Raw genomic sequence first — 16,161 nt, 5'->3', positions numbered from 1 at the left:
CGATCGTATTTCTGGAGGTAAATGTGAGCGCAAAACAAGAATTAACCGGGCGAATATTCAATATTCAGAAATATTCGATCTATGACGGCGATGGGATCCGCACGCTGGTTTTTTTCAAAGGCTGCAATATTCGCTGCCCGTGGTGCGCTAACCCGGAAGGGCTGAATAGCCAGTTTCAGGTGATGTTCTCCCAGGATAAATGCATTAACTGCGGCGACTGCGTCAACGTCTGCCCGGCGGGAATTCATTATCGGGCGGAAGAAAACGGCGAAATGAAGCACTTCGTCAACCGCAATAAAGACTGTATCGGCTGCCGCAAGTGCGAAGAGATCTGCACGCAGAACGCGCTGGATATTATGGGTAAAGATGTCACCGTCAGCGAACTGATGGAGATCATCATGCAGGACTACGACTTTTATATCTCCTCCGGCGGCGGCGTCACCATCGGCGGCGGAGAAATGAGCCTGCAGACCGATTTTGCCGTCGCGCTATTTAGCGAATGCAAAAAGATGATGCTCAATACCGCCGTGGAAACGCAGGGCACTACGCCGCTGGCTAATTATCAAAAGCTGGCGCCGGTGACCGACACCTTCTTATTCGATATTAAGCAAATTAATAGCGAGCACCATAAAGCGTTATTTGGCATTGGTAACGAAGGCATTCGCCGCAACCTGGAGTGGCTGGTGGATTCCGGCGCTAACGTCATTATCCGCATGCCGCTGGTTCGCGGCTATAACGACTCGTTCGATGCCATTACCGGGGCCATTGATTATGTCCAAAAGCTGGCGAAGCGCGGAAATATCCGCCGCATCGATATGCTGCCGTACCACCAGCTCGGGCGCAAAAAATATGAGCGCCTCGATATGCCCTACCCCATCGCCCGGGACCCGACATATTCCGCCGAAGAGTTAGACCGGCTGGAAACGTTCTTCACGCAGTTTGATTTTGATATTCGCTTAGTCCGCCATTAACAGGAGCCGACAATGAAAAGTTTAGGCGTAATTGAAACGCGAGGGTTAGTTGCCGCCGTTCAGGCCGTAGATGCCGCCTGTAAAAGCGCAGGAGTGACCTGCTTTGGCTACCGCAAAGTCGGATCGGGGCTGGTTAGCGTCTGCTTTGAGGGGGAGATCAGCGCGATTCACACCGCCATCGAACGCGGCGTGGCCGTCGCTGAGCTTATCGACCCGCAGGTGAAATCCCTGACGATCGCTCGTCCGGAACGCAGCGTCGTGGAAGCCCTCAGCACCCTCAAAGGCCATCCGCCGCGTGCGGAAGCTGCCGCTGCAGCCCCGCTTGAGGCTGAAATCGTCGCACCCGCCGCTGTGGAAACAAGGGAACCCACTGAGCCCGCCGCCGCGCCCGCGGCGACGGAAGATAAAAACGCGGCGATGAGGAAAGGGAAGAAGGCATGATCGACACCCTGCTCCATGAAAAAATCGCCGCCCGCCTGAGCCACGTTGCGCCGGCTATCCCGGTCGGCATCTCTAACCGTCACGTCCATCTGGCGCAGCAGGACGTCGAAGCGTTGTTTGGCAAGGGCTATGTCCTGACGCCGTTTAAGCCGCTGCGTCAGCCGGGACAGTTCGCCGCCCAGGAGTGCGTCACTGTGGTCGGTCCGAAGGGCTCGCTCACCCACGTGCGCGTCCTCGGCCCAACCCGCCCGGTATCGCAGCTGGAAATCTCCCGCGCCGACTGCTTTACCCTCGGCATCAAAGCACCGGTTCGCGAATCCGGCCAGCTGGAGAATGCGGGCAGCGCGCTGCTGATCGGCCCGGCAGGCCACGTTGAACTGCGGTCTCAGGTGATCTGCGCCTGGCGGCATATCCATATGTCGCCGCAGGACGCCCGCCAGCTGAACGTCACCAACGGTCAGAAGGTTAGCGTCCGCAGCAACGGTGAACGCCAGCTGACCTTCGATGAAGTAGTCGTGCGGGTACGCGAAGACTTCGCGCTGGAGTTTCATATTGATACCGAAGAGGCCAACGCCGCCGGCTTGAAAAACGGCGCGCAGGTCGCGCTCATCGGCTAACGGAGGCTCGCCATGACCAACCAACAGATGGAAGCGCTGGTTGAACGCATTGTCCAGCGTCTGCGGCCGCCGGTACTGGTAATGGTGACCGCCGCGGCGGGCTACCGGCACGCTATTCGCCAGCGGCTGGCCGGCTGCGGCGAGAGCCTGCACCTGGCGCTGGATAGCGGCATTGACGACGGCGAGCAGTGGCAGAGTATCGGTAAAACGCTACCGGCGGCTGACTGGCAATATGGGCTGCCGTCCGCTGCGTATAAAGCGCTGCTGCTGCCATTTCTCGACTACCCGCTGGCGGCGGATCTGGTGAATGGTTCTCTGCACAGTCCCCTTGCCCGCCGCGTGCACGATGCTCTGCTGAGCGGTCTGCCGGTGCTGGCGCTGCGCTATCACTGCGATCCCGCCAGCGAGCTTAACCAGCTGCGGGGCGCGCAGCCTGATACCGCTTACGCCGGGCATATGCAGGCCACGCTTTCCCGCCTGGCCGAATGCGGCGTCACGCTGTGCACCATGAACGAATTGCTGGAGAAGCTGGCGTCGGGTCGCGAAGCAACGGTGGCGCCGGCGAGCGGTCCGCGCCGTTATCTCACTGTCACAGACGTGGTGAATAATCCGGCGCTGGCCGGTGCGCCTCAAGCGCAGTTAACCGATGCCGCTATCGATTTTATAAAAAGCAGAAAAAAAGAACCTTACCTTAAATAGTAAACCCGGAGTTTAACTTATGTCTTCAAAAACAAAGTGTTGGCTATGGATGCTGCTGGTTATCGTTTCCGAAACCTCAGCCACCTCCACCCTCAAAATGTTCGGCAGCAGTGAAGGGATAACCAAAATGCTGCTGCTCGGGCTGCTGGTGCTGCTGTACTGCACCTGCTACTACTCGCTGTCCCGCGCGGTGAAAGATATTCCCGTCGGTCTGGCCTACGCCACCTGGTCCGGTACCGGCATCCTCGTGGTATCGACGCTGGGAATGGCGTTTTACGGCCAGCACCCGGATACCGCCGCCATTATCGGCATGGCGGTTATCGCCAGCGGTATCGTGATCATGAATCTGTTTTCCAAAATGGGTAGCGAAGAGAGCGAGGAAGCGCCCGCAGAACCCTCGGCTGCTTCATCGCTGGACAAAAAAGTCGCCAACTAACTGAAAAGGAATCGCATATGTTTAACCTCGGATTTTTATGGCTGGCGCTGTCTATCGGCTCCGAAATCACCGGCACGTCGATGATCAAAAAGACCAACGGCTTCAGTAAACTGGCGCCGTCGGTGCTGGTGGTCTGCGCCTACGGCCTGTGCTACTTCGCCCTCACCCGCGCGATGAGCACTATTCCGGTCGGCGTCGCCTACTCGTTATGGTGCGGCTTTGGTATCGTCGGCGTCACGATTTGCTCGATGATCCTCTATAAGCAGAAACCGGATATTCCGGCCATCCTCGCCATGGTGCTGATCATCTCCGGCGGCATCATTATGAACGTCTTTTCCAGCATGTAAGTCACTCCTGCGCCTTCATTTATTGCGGTGAAGGCGCTAAATACCCCTACTAAATAAGCCGTCATTGGCACAATTAAAAAAACAAAAAACCATCGCCTGCTAACCAAATAATCAATAACGCTAAAAATACGACGAGCGTCAAATTTTTATACTCCACTTATCAATAACTAATTTTTTGTGATTTTAATCGTGGTTATTTTCTCATATTACCTTATTTTTATGGCATCCCTTCAACCACAGAGGACGATGTCATGACGCAAAAATCGATTTATCGCCTCATCGCCCAGGGCGGCCTGGACGACTGGTATAATTTAGATCACCGCATCTCCAACGACTTCCCTCGTTAATTCTCCGCTGCTGTTTACTCCCTAAAAAAATTAATTCAGCACTGCGTTTAGTCGCTATTTGTTGCGCCCATTACTTGTCGCCAAATAGCCAGACGCGGCACAGCATTCCCATGGAGAAAATAAATGAAACGTATCCCTGAGCCGTTCCGCATTAAAATGGTCGAAAATATTCGTATGACCACCTTTGACGATCGCGTCAAAGCGCTGAAAGAGGCGGGCTATAACCCGTTTTTGCTCAATAGCCAGGACGTGTATATCGACCTGCTGACCGACTCCGGCACCGGCGCGATGAGCGACCATCAATGGGCCGGGCTGATGATGGGCGACGAAGCCTACGCCGGGTCGCGTAACTATCAGCATCTGTGTGAAAAGGTCAAAGAGATTATCGGCTATCCGTATACCATTCCCACCCACCAGGGGCGCGGCGCGGAGCAGATTCTGTTCCCAAGCCTGATTGCTCGCCGCAAGTCGGCGCATCCGGTGTTTATTTCCAACTTCCACTTCGATACTACCGCCGCTCACGTGGAGCTTAACGGCGCAAAAGCCATTAACGTGGTGACGCCGAAAGCCTTCGACACGACCTCGTGGTACGACTGGAAAGGCAACTTTGATATTGATTTACTGAAAGCGACCATCGCCGAGCACGGCGCGGAAAACGTGGCGGCGATTATTACTACCGTCACCTGTAACAGTTCCGGCGGCCAGCCGGTATCGCTGGCGAATATGCGCGAGGTGTATCAAATTGCGCGCCAGAACAATATTCCGGTGGTAATCGACTCCGCCCGCTTCTGCGAAAACGCCTGGTTTATTAAACAGCGCGAAGAGGGCTATGCCGATAAATCGGTGAAAGAGATTATTCTCGAGATGTACCAGTATGGCGATATGCTGACCATGTCCGCCAAGAAAGACCCGATGGTGAATATTGGCGGACTGTGCTGCTTCCGCGATGACGAAGAGCTCTTCAACGAAGTACGCATTCGCTGCGTGCCGATGGAAGGCTTTGTCACCTACGGCGGCCTGGCGGGGCGCGATATGGAGGCGCTGGCTATCGGTCTGGAAGAAGGGACCAACGAGGATTACCTCGCTTATCGCATCAATCAGGTGGAGTACCTCGGTGAACGCCTGCGCGAAGGCGGCATTCCGATTCAGTATCCGACCGGCGGCCATGCGGTGTTCGTCGATGCTAAGCTGCTGCTGCCGCATATTCCGCCGGAGCAGTTCCCGGCGCACGCGCTAAACAACGAGCTGTATCTGGAAGCGGGCATTCGCAGCGTGGAAATCGGCTCCCTGCTGCTGGGACGCGACCCGGAAACCGGTAAGCAGAAGGCGTCGCCGATGGAGCTGCTGCGCCTGACCATTCCGCGTCGGGTTTATACCAACGATCATATGGACTATATCGCTGATGCGCTGATCGCCGTTAAGGCGCGCGCCGCCACGATTAAGGGCCTGACCTTTACCTATGAACCGCCGGTACTGCGCCACTTCGTCGCCAGACTGAAACCGGTGAAATAAACCCTATCAGGGCGCTCTCGCAATAAGAGCGCCATTAATTTAACTCCATCTTTTTAAGCTCAATTATTCTGGTTGCGCCGGGTAGCCGTTTGCCCGCAGCCCGTTATTTACTATATAGCCACGTGAGGAATGCACCTTATGGCTACATTATCAGTCTCAAAAGCGGTCTCAACTAATACACCATCGCTGATTGGCGGAGCGATGATTATCGGCGGCACGATTATTGGCGCAGGCATGTTTTCTTTACCGGTGGTGATGTCCGGTGCCTGGTTTTTCTGGTCGCTGCTGGCGCTTATCTTTACCTGGTTTTGCATGCTGCATTCCGGGCTAATGATCCTCGAAGCCAATCTCAATTATCATATTGGCGCCAGCTTCGACACGATTACGAAAGATTTACTGGGAAACGGCTGGAATATTATCAACGGTCTGACCGTCGCCTTTGTATTATATATCCTGACCTACGCCTATATTTCCGCCAGCGGTTCGGTTATTCAGCATACTTTTGCGCAGATGAACCTCGCGGTTCCCGCACGCCTGGGCGGGCTGGCGTTCGCGCTGATCGTCGCCTTTATCGTCTGGCTGAGTACGAAAGCGGTAAGCCGGATGACGACTATCGTGCTGGGCGCCAAAATTCTCACCTTCTTTATGACCTTTGGCGGTCTGATGTGGCACGTGGAGCCCGCGATTCTGTTTAACCGCGCGGAGGTCAATGCGTCCTATCTGCCCTACGTTCTGATGACGCTGCCGTTCTGCCTGGCCTCCTTTGGCTATCACGGCAACGTCCCCAGCCTGATGAAGTACTACGGTAAAGACCCGCTTATCATTCGCCGCTGCCTGCTGCTCGGCACGCTGATGGCGCTGGTGCTATATATCATCTGGCTGGTCGGCACAATGGGCAATATTCCGCGCCCGGCGTTTATCGCTATCGCCGAAAAAGGCGGCAACATCGACGTGCTGGTGCAGACCTTAAGCGGCCTGCTGAACAGTTCGACTCTCGATTTATTGCTGACCGTCTTTTCCAACTTCGCCGTCGCCAGCTCATTCCTGGGCGTAACACTCGGCCTGTTCGATTACCTGGCGGATCTGTTTAAGTTTGACGATAGCCGGCTGGGGCGGTTTAAAACCGCGCTGGTGACCTTTCTGCCGCCGATCGCCGGCGGTCTGCTGTGGCCTGACGGTTTTATCTACGCCATTGGCTTCGCCGGTCTCGCCGCTACCGTCTGGGCCGCTATCGTCCCCGCCCTGCTGGCGCGCGCCTCGCGCAGGCGTTTCGGCAGCCCGAACTATCGGGTCTGGGGCGGCAATGCCATGATTATCCTGATTTTATGCTTCGGCGGCGCCAACGCGATAATTCATGTTTTATCCAGTTTTAACCTGCTGCCAGTTTATCGCTAAATGAAAAAAGGGCTTACACTCGCGCCACTTTTCGTGGCAGGATAAAAAGATGAACAGAAACGTTGTCATCTCTCACTTCCGCCGTTGGTGGCTGCCTGCATAACAGGCGGCAAGATTTCACGTTTCCTCTAATCAAAGCCGCCGGAAGGCGGCTTTGTTGTTTCTGAGTGTCGCCCTTCGGCCTGATAGCATCCTAAGGAGTCACTCATGAACACCAGCCAAACGATCCTGACCGGCGACCGTCCTACCGGCCAGCTGCACCTCGGCCACTACGTTGGTTCCCTGCGCCAGCGCGTGCTGCTCCAGCACGACCATCAGCAGTTTATCCTCGTCGCGGACCTGCAGGGACTGACCGACAATGGCAGTAACCCACAAAAAATCAGCAGCAATATCCTTGAGGTGATGGCCGATTATCTCGCCGTCGGTATCGATCCGCAGAAGACCACCATTTGCCTGCAATCCGCTCTGCCGGCGCTGGCCGAACTCAGCGCGCTGTATATGAATATCGTCACCGTCGCCCGGGTTGAGCGCAATCCGACGGTGAAAAATGAAATCGCCCAGAAGGGGTTTTCCCGCTCGCTGCCGGTGGGATTTTTAGCCTATCCCATAAGCCAGGCCGCCGATATCACCGCCTTTAAGGCCGAACTGGTGCCGGTTGGCGACGATCAGCTACCGATGATTGAACAGACCAACGAGATCGTGCACAAAATGAATAGCCTGACGACGTCGCCGATCTTACAGCACTGCAAAGCGCTGCTCAGCGACGTCAGCCGCCTGCCGGGCATCGATGGCAACGCCAAAATGTCGAAATCGCTGGGGAACACGCTCCCCCTTTCGGCCAGCGAAGAGGAGATCCATCGTGCGGTCAGCGCTATGTATACCGATCCGAATCACCTGCGGGTCGCCGACCCGGGTCAGACAGAAGGCAACGTGGTCTTTACTTATCTCGACGCCTTTCATGCTGATAAGGCCTTCGTTGCCGAGATGAAAGCCCACTATCGGCGCGGAGGGCTGGGAGACAGGCAGTGCAAAAATGCGCTGGAGACCTGCTTACAGGAGCTGCTGGCGCCGATACGCGAGCGTCGGGCGACTTATATTCAGGATAAAGGCATGCTGCTGGCGCTGCTGCGCCGGGGAAGCGAACGGGCGCACGAACTGACACAACGGACGCTGCATGAAGTAAAACGCGGGCTGGGGCTGCCGGTGCTGTTTTGAGGCGTGGAAATATCTCCGCGTTGAAAGCCGTTGCCATATCTCTCCCGGGGGCGGCGCCTGACGCGCCTTGCCCGGGCTACAGGTTCACAGCCGCCTGCGGTCAGGTAGCCCGGACAGGCTCAGCGTACCGCCTCCGGAAAGGCTCTCCGCGTTGAAAGCCGTTGCCATGTCTCTCCCGGGGGCGGCGCCTGACGCGCCTTGCCCGGGCTACAGTTGCACAGCCGTCTGCGGTCAGGTAGCCCGGACAGGCGCAGCGCGCCGCCTCCGGGAAGGGCTCGGCAGATTGGCAGATTAATTCCCGTCGCCTTCATGCATCTTCACGCAGTTGCGCCCATTGCGCTTGGCGACGTACAGCGCGCTGTCGGCATCGCGCAGCAGCAGATTGTAATCCGGATGACCGGAGTGGACGGCGTAGCCGATGCTGGCGGTAATCGAAATCTCATTGTCAGCGCCAACGCTAAATGCCAGCTGGCTGATTTTTTTACGCAGCCGTTCGAGGATAGTAAAGGCTTCCGCAGCGCCGGTCTCCACCAGCACCAGCAGAAACTCTTCGCCGCCGTAGCGGAAGATATAATCGCTGGAGCGAATATTATCGCTGAGCAGCTCCGCAACGTGCTTAATCGCCCGGTCGCCGACCATATGACCCCAGCTATCATTGATCTCTTTAAAGTGGTCGATATCGATAATCGCCACCGTCATCGGCAGTTCATATTCCATCGCCAGCGTCACTTCATGCTTAAGCACCACCGGCAGATAGCGGCGGTTCAGCAGGCTGGTCAACGTATCTTTACCGCTTTGCATCTGCGACAGGCTGCTAAACAGCACGCCCAGCTGGCTGCCGATCTGCTGGCAATGGATATGGATCCCCTGCAGCAGAGCCTGCGTATTTTTATACTCAGAACCGTCAGATGAGGATTTCCAGGCGGATAACAGCGCATCCACCTTGCTAATTAAATCGGCGATTTCCTGCATTTGCGGATTTTTGTTAAAATAACGCACGCATTTATGGCGGAACCACAGGCCAAATTCCGAATCAGATAATAACGCCCCGTTAATATCCGTCTTATTATCGCTGACAATATTAAAAATAGCGGTATTTTCCCATCCGGAGAGCGAAGCCTGCTGTTTGCCATATTCCAGCGGCACGTTATCCATCAGGCTATACAGGCGGTAGGCCTCTTCATTTTTCGTCGCCCGATAGTGCGACAGGGTATAGGCATGGCACATCATTTCTACCGCCATATTAATGGCCATGATGGCGTAGTAGATGGCGGCGACGCTGGTCTCGCGATCGAAGTGACTATCGCGGATATTTTCAATCAGCCCGGCTTTCAGCTGGCGCGCGCCGCGAAGTACCGCCTCTGCCGGGATTCCGATGCGTGAATGAATGCTGCCGATCAGATACTGCCGCTCCGCCAGCGCCTGCAAATTTTCCTTATCGCACATCAGGATATCTTTCACCCATCCGGCCAGCGAGCTGCTGAGCCGTTCCTGAACTAAGTCATAGCTAAGGTGCCGCGCGATGTCAGGATCCTGGAAAATAAAATCATAAAAACGGGTCGCTAACGCCTCCGCCTGCTGCCCGGCAATATTTTTAAGTACCGCCCTCACTTCCGGCGTCAGGCTGTCGTACAGCGGCAACCACTCCTTAAAAATAATCGAGATATATTTTTGGCTTTCATCTTTCATTGAATAAAGCGCTCGCCCGGCGTGAGTGTATTTTCAGGGCCGCCGATCATACAACAGTTCTCCAGGAGCAACCAGATTAAAAATGCACCAGTCGCCCGGGAATAATATCCTCTGGTTATTAGCGCTGAAAAATAGCTTATATGTACGATGATTTAATGAAGCGCGGAAAGATTATCTGCGCCGGTATCCGGAGCATAAAACCCAATAAGCATAATGGATAATATTGACCCACTGCGCTGCGGACCGTTTTTATGTTAACTCAACGACAAGACCCTGCTTTGTATATGGACATACTCATCGCGGGTGTTAGTATGACATTGACGGTAGCAATAAATATGCGTGTTTCATTTAAGGCGAGGATTGCTGATGATGACCACATTGATCGCACCTCCTTCTGACCGGTTAGCAGCGCTGCTGGAACCCTGCGCCGGTTGGCCTTATCCCCGATTCCTCCCTTTCCTGAAGAGACGAAACTTCGCCATGCGGAGGAGAAGCGCGCACCACTCAGCCAATGGAAAAAAGCGAGTCGCGTATGGACAAAATCAAACGACGTTGGGTTGGATACGTTATTGGTTTAGCAGTGGTGATTGCCGCTGCGGCATGGTGGATGCTGCGCCCGCCGGGGGTTCCGGCAGGATTTGCCAGCAGTAACGGTAGAATCGAAGCCACAGAAGTCGATATTGCCACCAAAACCGCCGGACGTATCGATACCATCCTGGTCAAAGAGGGGCAGTTTGTTCGTCAGGGCGATGTGCTGGCGCGTATGGACACCCGAGTGCTCAACGAACAGCGGCTGGAGGCCGCCGCGCAAATCAAGGAAGCAGAGAGCGCGATTGCCGCCGCGAAAGCCCTGCTCGACCAGCGTCAAAGCGAAATGCGCGCCACGGAAGCGGTGGTGAAGCAGCGGCAGGCGGAGCTGAACTCCTCGGCTAAACGCCACGTCCGCTCCAGCACGCTCTCGCAGCGCGGTGCGGTCTCCGCCCAGCAGCTGGATGACGACCAGGCGGCGGCAGAAAGCGCCAGGGCGGCGCTGGAATCCGCGAAAGCTCAGGTCTCTGCCGCCAGGGCCGCGATTGAGGCGGCGCGAACCAGCATCATTCAGGCGCAAACCCGGGTCGAGGCCGCCCAGGCGACCGAACGGCGGATTATCGCCGACATCGACGATAGCGAGCTGAAAGCGCCGCGCGATGGCCGTATTCAGTACCGCGTTGCCGAACCAGGAGAGGTACTGGCGGCGGGAGGCCGGGTGCTGAATATGGTCGACTTGTCCGACGTTTATATGACCTTCTTCCTGCCGACCGAGCAGGCGGGTCTGCTGGCGCTGGGCAGCGAAGCGCGAATTATCCTTGATGCCGCGCCGAACCTGGTGATTCCCGCCAATATCAGTTTTGTCGCCAGCGTGGCGCAGTTTACGCCCAAAACGGTGGAAACCAGCGATGAACGGCTGAAGCTGATGTTCCGCGTGAAAGCCCGCATTCCGCCAGAGCTGCTGGCAGAGCATCTGGAGTATGTGAAGACCGGCCTGCCCGGTATGGCATGGGTCCGTCTGGATAACCAGCAGGCGTGGCCTGAAGCGCTGAAGGTGAGGTTGCCGCAATGAAAACCGTCGCCCGCCTGGAAAACGTCAGCCAGCACTTTGGCGCAACCGTCGCGCTGAAGGACATTACGCTGAGCATTCCCGCCCGCTGTATGGTGGGCCTGATCGGGCCTGACGGCGTGGGCAAGTCCAGCCTGCTATCGCTGATCTCCGGCGCGCGAGTGATTGAGCACGGTAACGTCATGGTGCTCGGCGGCGATATGAGCGATGTGCGCCATCGCCGGGACGTCTGCCCGAAAATCGCCTGGATGCCGCAGGGGCTAGGAAAGAACCTCTACCATACCCTGTCGGTCTATGAAAATGTCGATTTCTTTGCTCGTTTGTTCGGCCATGATAAAGCCGAACGCGACATCCGCATCAATGAGTTGCTGCAGAGTACCGGCCTGGCGCCGTTTCGCGACCGTCCGGCGGGAAAACTCTCCGGCGGGATGAAGCAAAAGCTCGGCCTGTGCTGCGCGCTTATTCACGACCCGCAGCTGCTGATTCTTGATGAACCTACCACCGGCGTCGATCCCCTCTCGCGAGCCCAGTTTTGGGATCTGATCGACAGCATTCGCCAGCGTCAGCCGGACATGAGCGTGCTGGTCGCCACCGCTTACATGGAGGAGGCGGAACGTTTTGACTGGCTGGTAGCCATGAACGCGGGGGAAGTTCTGGCAACCGGCAGCGCCGATGAGCTTAAAGCGCATACGGCAAGTCAGACGCTGGAACAGGCGTTTATCGCTCTGCTTCCCGAAGCCCAGCGCCTGGCGCATAAAGAAGTGATCATCCCACCGCGCAATGCCGATGAAAGCGAAATTGCGATTGAAGCGCGCGGGCTGACGATGCGCTTCGGTCAATTTGTCGCTGTTGATCACGTCAACTTTCGTATCGCCCGCGGCGAGATTTTCGGCTTCCTCGGATCTAACGGCTGCGGCAAATCAACAACCATGAAAATGCTGACCGGACTGCTACCGGCCAGCGAAGGCGAGGCGTGGCTGTTTGGACAACCGGTCGATCCCAGAGATATCGAAACCCGCCGCCGCGTCGGCTATATGTCGCAGGCCTTCTCTCTCTATAGCGAACTGACCGTACGGCAAAACCTTGAGCTGCATGCCCGCCTGTTCCACATTCCGGATGCGGAGATCCCCGGGCGGATCGCCGAAATAAGCCAGCGCTTTATGCTGGAAGAGGTAGAAGATACCCTGCCCGCTTCGCTACCGTTAGGTATTCGTCAGCGGCTCTCGCTGGCAGTCGCGGTGATTCATCGCCCGGAAATGTTAATTCTTGACGAACCTACCTCCGGCGTCGATCCGGTGGCCAGGGATATGTTCTGGCAGCTAATGGTCGATCTGGCCCGTCAGGATCGAGTGACCATTTTTATCTCCACCCACTTTATGAATGAAGCGGAACGCTGCGATCGCATTTCGCTGATGCATGCCGGAAAAGTCCTGGCCAGCGATACGCCTCAGGCACTGGTCGAACAGCGCGGTTCGGCCACGCTTGAAGAGGCATTTATCGCCTGGCTACAGGAGGCGGCAGAGGCGACGCAGCCGCCAGATGCGCAGGCTACAGCGGTTCCCGCGATGGAACACAAAACCGAAAGCAGTGTGCCGCGTCAGGCGTTCAGCCTGCAGCGCCTGTTTAGCTACAGTCGCCGCGAGGCGCTTGAGCTGCGCCGCGATCCGGTTCGATCGACCCTGGCGCTGCTCGGCACGGTGATCCTGATGTTTATCATGGGTTACGGGATCAGTATGGACGTCGAAGATCTGCGATTTGCAGTGCTCGACCGCGACCAGACCGTCAGCAGCCAGGGATGGTCGCAAAATATCGCCGGCTCGCGCTACTTCATCGAACAACCACCGCTACAAAGCTATAGTGAACTGGACAGAAGAATGCGCAACGGCGAGCTGGCGGTGGCTATCGAGATCCCGCCCAACTTTGGCCGCGATATCGCCCGAGGGACGCCGGTGCAAATTGGCGTCTGGGTGGACGGCGCGATGCCGAACCGCGCGGAAACCGTGCGCGGCTACGTGCAGGCCATGCATCTGGCCTGGCTGCAGGAGATGGCCAGCCGCCAGGCTAGCCCCAATAGCGATACTTCACTGATTTCCATTGAGACCCGCTACCGCTATAACCCGGATGTGAAGAGCCTGCCGGCGATTGTTCCGGCGGTGATCCCGCTACTGTTGATGATGATCCCGGCGATGCTCAGCGCGCTCAGCGTGGTCCGCGAGAAAGAGCTTGGTTCAATCATCAATTTATACGTGACGCCAACCACCCGCAGCGAATTTCTGCTGGGTAAACAGGTGCCGTATATCGTACTGGGGATGTTTAACTTCTTTCTGCTCTGCGCACTGTCGGTCTTTGTCTTTGGCGTACCGCACAAAGGGAGTTTTCTGACGCTCACCCTGGCCGCACTGCTCTACGTCACTATCGCCACCGGACTTGGCCTGCTGATTTCAACCTTTATGAAAAGTCAGATTGCGGCGATTTTCGGCACCGCGATCATTACGCTTATCCCGGCGACGCAGTTTTCCGGGATGATCGACCCCGTCGCCTCGCTGGAAGGGCCTGGGCGCTGGATTGGCCAGATTTATCCAACCAGCCACTTTCTGACGATTGCGCGAGGAACGTTTTCCAAAGCGCTGAATCTGACCGACCTGTGGGGATCCTTTATTCCGCTACTTATCGCGGTTCCGCTGGTGCTGGGCCTGAGCGTGTGGCTGTTGAAAAAACAGGAGGGATAATGCGCGGACTACGCAATATTTATAATTTGGGAATGAAAGAGCTCCGTAGCCTGTTGGGCGATAAAGCGATGCTGACGTTAATTGTCTTCGCTTTTACCGTCTCGGTTTACTCCTCCGCAACCGTCATGCCGGGTTCGCTGCATCTGGCGCCCATCGCTATTGCCGACATGGATAAGTCGCAGCTTTCATCACGTATCATCAATGGTTTTTACCGGCCCTGGTTTTTGCCTCCGGAGCTGATTACAGCTGATGAGATGGACGCCGGACTGGATGCGGGGCGGTATACTTTCGCCATCAATATCCCGCCGGATTTTCAGCGCGACGTTCTGGCCGGACGCCACCCCGAGCTGCAGGTTAACGTGGACGCGACGCGAATGAGCCAGGCGTTTACCGGCAATAGCTATATCCAGAATATTGTCACCGGCGAGGTGAACAGCTTTGTCGCCCGCTACCGGGACAACGGCACGCTGCCGGTTGAGCTGGCCGTCAGAATGCGTTTTAACCCGAATCTGGAGCAGGAGCGTTTCGGCGCCGTCATGGCAATCATTAACAATATCACCATGCTGGCGATCGTGCTGACCGGGTCGGCGCTGATACGCGAGCGGGAACATGGTACCGTGGAGCACCTGCTGGTTATGCCGGTCACGCCGTTCGAAATCATGATGGCAAAGATATGGTCAATGGGGCTGGTGGTGCTGGTGGTTTCCGGGCTCTCGCTGATGCTGATGGTTCAGGGGGTTCTGCAGGTACCGATAGAGGGCTCAATACCGCTATTTATGCTGGGGGTAGCCCTGAGCCTGTTTGCTACCACCTCAATCGGCATTTTTATGGGGACGGTGGCGCGTTCAATGCCGCAGCTGGGGCTGCTGATGATTCTGGTGCTTTTGCCACTGCAGATGCTATCCGGCGGCTCCACGCCTCGCGAAAGTATGCCGCAGGCAGTACAGGACATTATGCTCACCATGCCGACAACCCACTTTGTTAGTCTGGCGCAGGCTATTCTTTATCGAGGCGCTGATTTCTCTATCGTCTGGCCGCAGTTTCTGACGCTGCTGGCTATCGGTGGCGTGTTTTTTACTATCGCGCTACTGCGTTTTCGTAAGACGATCGGGGAAATGGCCTGAGGTCATGCCGGTATCGCCGCTTGTCGCCGTACCGGCTCTATTTCTTACGGTTCATAAAGCGCCGCAGGAGCCAGGTGAATCCCATCGCCATGCTGAACAGGATAAATAGCAGCAGCACCCAGCTGACGGAGATTCGCAGCAGCGTACTTAGCGTCATAAAAGGCTGTAAATTCACGGTAAATGAGTGGTCTACCGACTTGCCCAGCATCGTCATTACACTCTCCGTTAGCCATACGAGCAGCCAACAAACCAGCCAGATAATCGCCGGCCAGCAGAGCAAAACCAGAAAGGTAAAACGCTCCTGGATATAATTTATCAGTTGGCGCAAAGGAGGCCAGTTAATCAGAATTTTCATTACTATTCTCATATTGCCAGCCGGTAACATGCATTATTCGTCAAAAGACGTTACCGGATTAGCTTCCATACAGGCAATGCACCCTATGTTTTTAGCAAATTTGAATTAACTTAAACCAGATCGAGTTAACAAAGTGTTAAGGACACTAAGACATTTCACTGAAAAAGTCCAGCGGTTATGCCCATAGCCCGCCGCGTCGCGAAGCTTTCTCACCTGTTTGTTAATATATTTACATTAGAGTAACTTAAGAATTAGCACAGAAATATTCTTTAAATAATTCACATTAAATATTAAGAAGCAGGTTTATATATATGGTTATTTCTTTGTCAATTGCCAATCAATAGAAAACAACGCCTCAGGATATTATTTCATTCAGAAAGCGAAATTATCGTCGATTATTTTCCAATAAATAATAACGCTGCCATAAATGTATTTTCATTCTTCGTAGCGGCTAGTTGGTATCTTTCGGGGCGGCCTCCACAGAAACAGAGGCGCTCACAAGGATGATGCAGGCAATAAAAGATAAAACGTTATCTGTATCAACAAGATGGGGAGATTCTGCGCATGAGAGCCAGCGATTCCCTCGGACAGCATAAATCCGGCAGGATTCATGAGGGATATTGGATACAGGGAGAACGATGTCCGGCAGTTTCAGACGACAAAAACGCAAAAAGCCCATCCGTCAGG

At 55.5% G+C, this 16,161-nt stretch carries 15 protein-coding genes; 13 read left to right on the top strand and 2 right to left on the bottom strand.

Features of this window, described 5'->3' with window-relative positions; genetic code table 11:
- Positions 1-23: 23 nt before the first annotated feature.
- The 10 genes from cutD (at position 24) to trpS (ending at position 7,980) form a co-directional block, all read left to right on the top strand.
- Entirely contained in the window at positions 24-971 is a 948-nt protein-coding gene (cutD, locus tag IAE27_RS08585; protein WP_016807794.1) for a choline TMA-lyase-activating enzyme, read from the top strand.
- A gap of 12 nt (positions 972-983) precedes the next feature.
- Positions 984-1,412 carry a BMC domain-containing protein gene (locus IAE27_RS08580; RefSeq protein WP_016807793.1) on the top strand — a complete coding sequence of 143 codons (429 nt, stop codon included), beginning with the start codon at positions 984-986 and terminating at the stop codon, positions 1,410-1,412.
- Entirely contained in the window at positions 1,409-2,029 is a 621-nt protein-coding gene (locus IAE27_RS08575; RefSeq protein ID WP_004108682.1) for a phosphate propanoyltransferase, read from the top strand. Before IAE27_RS08580 ends, IAE27_RS08575 begins: the two co-directional genes overlap by 4 nt.
- Before the next feature lie 12 nt (positions 2,030-2,041).
- Complete coding sequence (locus IAE27_RS08570; RefSeq protein ID WP_064351889.1) at positions 2,042-2,728, top strand: hypothetical protein; 687 nt, start codon at positions 2,042-2,044, stop codon at positions 2,726-2,728.
- 19 nt (positions 2,729-2,747) lie between these two features.
- Positions 2,748-3,164 (top strand): DMT family transporter, encoded by a 417-nt coding sequence (locus IAE27_RS08565; protein ID WP_004110265.1) that lies wholly within the window; start codon positions 2,748-2,750, stop codon positions 3,162-3,164.
- Between the two features lie 17 nt (positions 3,165-3,181).
- The gene (locus tag IAE27_RS08560) at positions 3,182-3,511 is read left to right on the top strand and encodes a DMT family transporter (RefSeq protein WP_004108688.1); all 330 of its coding nucleotides are present in this window, start codon (positions 3,182-3,184) and stop codon (positions 3,509-3,511) included.
- Between the two features lie 251 nt (positions 3,512-3,762).
- Positions 3,763-3,858: a tryptophanase leader peptide gene (gene tnaC, locus IAE27_RS08555; protein ID WP_004098218.1), complete on the top strand. Its 96-nt coding sequence runs from the start codon at positions 3,763-3,765 to the stop codon at positions 3,856-3,858.
- 123 nt (positions 3,859-3,981) lie between these two features.
- Positions 3,982-5,370, top strand: a complete 1,389-nt coding sequence (gene tnaA, locus IAE27_RS08550) for a tryptophanase (RefSeq protein ID WP_070555212.1) — start codon at positions 3,982-3,984, stop codon at positions 5,368-5,370.
- A gap of 138 nt (positions 5,371-5,508) precedes the next feature.
- The gene (gene mtr, locus IAE27_RS08545; RefSeq protein WP_004108693.1) at positions 5,509-6,765 is read left to right on the top strand and encodes a tryptophan permease; all 1,257 of its coding nucleotides are present in this window, start codon (positions 5,509-5,511) and stop codon (positions 6,763-6,765) included.
- Positions 6,766-6,972: 207 nt separating this feature from the next.
- Complete coding sequence (gene trpS, locus IAE27_RS08540; protein ID WP_154022914.1) at positions 6,973-7,980, top strand: tryptophan--tRNA ligase; 1,008 nt, start codon at positions 6,973-6,975, stop codon at positions 7,978-7,980.
- A gap of 291 nt (positions 7,981-8,271) precedes the next feature.
- Here trpS and IAE27_RS08535 read toward each other — a convergent pair whose 3' ends face one another.
- Positions 8,272-9,669 (bottom strand): diguanylate cyclase, encoded by a 1,398-nt coding sequence (locus IAE27_RS08535; RefSeq protein ID WP_004108697.1) that lies wholly within the window; start codon positions 9,667-9,669, stop codon positions 8,272-8,274.
- Between the two features lie 532 nt (positions 9,670-10,201).
- On the opposite strand from IAE27_RS08535, the gene IAE27_RS08530 reads away from it, so the two are divergent.
- From IAE27_RS08530 to IAE27_RS08520, 3 genes are read left to right on the top strand one after another with little or no spacing between them, the layout of a single operon-like run.
- Positions 10,202-11,269, top strand: coding sequence for an HlyD family secretion protein (locus IAE27_RS08530; protein ID WP_023329190.1), 1,068 nt, complete (start codon positions 10,202-10,204; stop codon positions 11,267-11,269).
- Positions 11,266-13,995 (top strand): ribosome-associated ATPase/putative transporter RbbA, encoded by a 2,730-nt coding sequence (gene rbbA, locus IAE27_RS08525; RefSeq protein ID WP_154022912.1) that lies wholly within the window; start codon positions 11,266-11,268, stop codon positions 13,993-13,995. The genes IAE27_RS08530 and rbbA overlap by 4 nt, the downstream gene beginning before the upstream one ends.
- Complete coding sequence (locus IAE27_RS08520; RefSeq protein ID WP_004108704.1) at positions 13,995-15,119, top strand: ABC transporter permease; 1,125 nt, start codon at positions 13,995-13,997, stop codon at positions 15,117-15,119. Before rbbA ends, IAE27_RS08520 begins: the two co-directional genes overlap by 1 nt.
- Before the next feature lie 37 nt (positions 15,120-15,156).
- Here the strand turns inward: IAE27_RS08520 and IAE27_RS08515 are convergent, their stop codons facing one another.
- Positions 15,157-15,474: a hypothetical protein gene (locus IAE27_RS08515; RefSeq protein ID WP_004108706.1), complete on the bottom strand. Its 318-nt coding sequence runs from the start codon at positions 15,472-15,474 to the stop codon at positions 15,157-15,159.
- Positions 15,475-16,161: the final 687 nt, after the last annotated feature.

Origin of the sequence: Klebsiella sp. S69, from assembly GCF_016516145.1 — a bacterium.
GTDB lineage: Bacteria > Pseudomonadota > Gammaproteobacteria > Enterobacterales > Enterobacteriaceae > Klebsiella > Klebsiella oxytoca.
Note: the sequence above shows the minus strand (reverse complement) of the source record. Positions and strands in the feature narration are given on the sequence as shown.

What these genes read in the sequence shown, in the direction of transcription:
- IAE27_RS08580 (WP_016807793.1), top strand. Translation starts at nt 984, where the DNA reads ATGAAAAGTTTAGGCGTAATTGAAACGCGAGGGTTAGTTGCCGCCGTT.
- IAE27_RS08575 (WP_004108682.1), top strand. Translation starts at nt 1,409, where the DNA reads ATGATCGACACCCTGCTCCATGAAAAAATCGCCGCCCGCCTGAGCCAC.
- IAE27_RS08570 (WP_064351889.1), top strand. Translation starts at nt 2,042, where the DNA reads ATGACCAACCAACAGATGGAAGCGCTGGTTGAACGCATTGTCCAGCGT.
- IAE27_RS08565 (WP_004110265.1), top strand. Translation starts at nt 2,748, where the DNA reads ATGTCTTCAAAAACAAAGTGTTGGCTATGGATGCTGCTGGTTATCGTT.
- IAE27_RS08560 (WP_004108688.1), top strand. Translation starts at nt 3,182, where the DNA reads ATGTTTAACCTCGGATTTTTATGGCTGGCGCTGTCTATCGGCTCCGAA.
- tnaC (WP_004098218.1), top strand. Translation starts at nt 3,763, where the DNA reads ATGACGCAAAAATCGATTTATCGCCTCATCGCCCAGGGCGGCCTGGAC.
- tnaA (WP_070555212.1), top strand. Translation starts at nt 3,982, where the DNA reads ATGAAACGTATCCCTGAGCCGTTCCGCATTAAAATGGTCGAAAATATT.
- mtr (WP_004108693.1), top strand. Translation starts at nt 5,509, where the DNA reads ATGGCTACATTATCAGTCTCAAAAGCGGTCTCAACTAATACACCATCG.
- trpS (WP_154022914.1), top strand. Translation starts at nt 6,973, where the DNA reads ATGAACACCAGCCAAACGATCCTGACCGGCGACCGTCCTACCGGCCAG.
- IAE27_RS08535 (WP_004108697.1), bottom strand. Translation starts at nt 9,669, where the DNA reads ATGAAAGATGAAAGCCAAAAATATATCTCGATTATTTTTAAGGAGTGG.
- IAE27_RS08530 (WP_023329190.1), top strand. Translation starts at nt 10,202, where the DNA reads ATGGACAAAATCAAACGACGTTGGGTTGGATACGTTATTGGTTTAGCA.
- rbbA (WP_154022912.1), top strand. Translation starts at nt 11,266, where the DNA reads ATGAAAACCGTCGCCCGCCTGGAAAACGTCAGCCAGCACTTTGGCGCA.
- IAE27_RS08520 (WP_004108704.1), top strand. Translation starts at nt 13,995, where the DNA reads ATGCGCGGACTACGCAATATTTATAATTTGGGAATGAAAGAGCTCCGT.
- IAE27_RS08515 (WP_004108706.1), bottom strand. Translation starts at nt 15,474, where the DNA reads ATGAAAATTCTGATTAACTGGCCTCCTTTGCGCCAACTGATAAATTAT.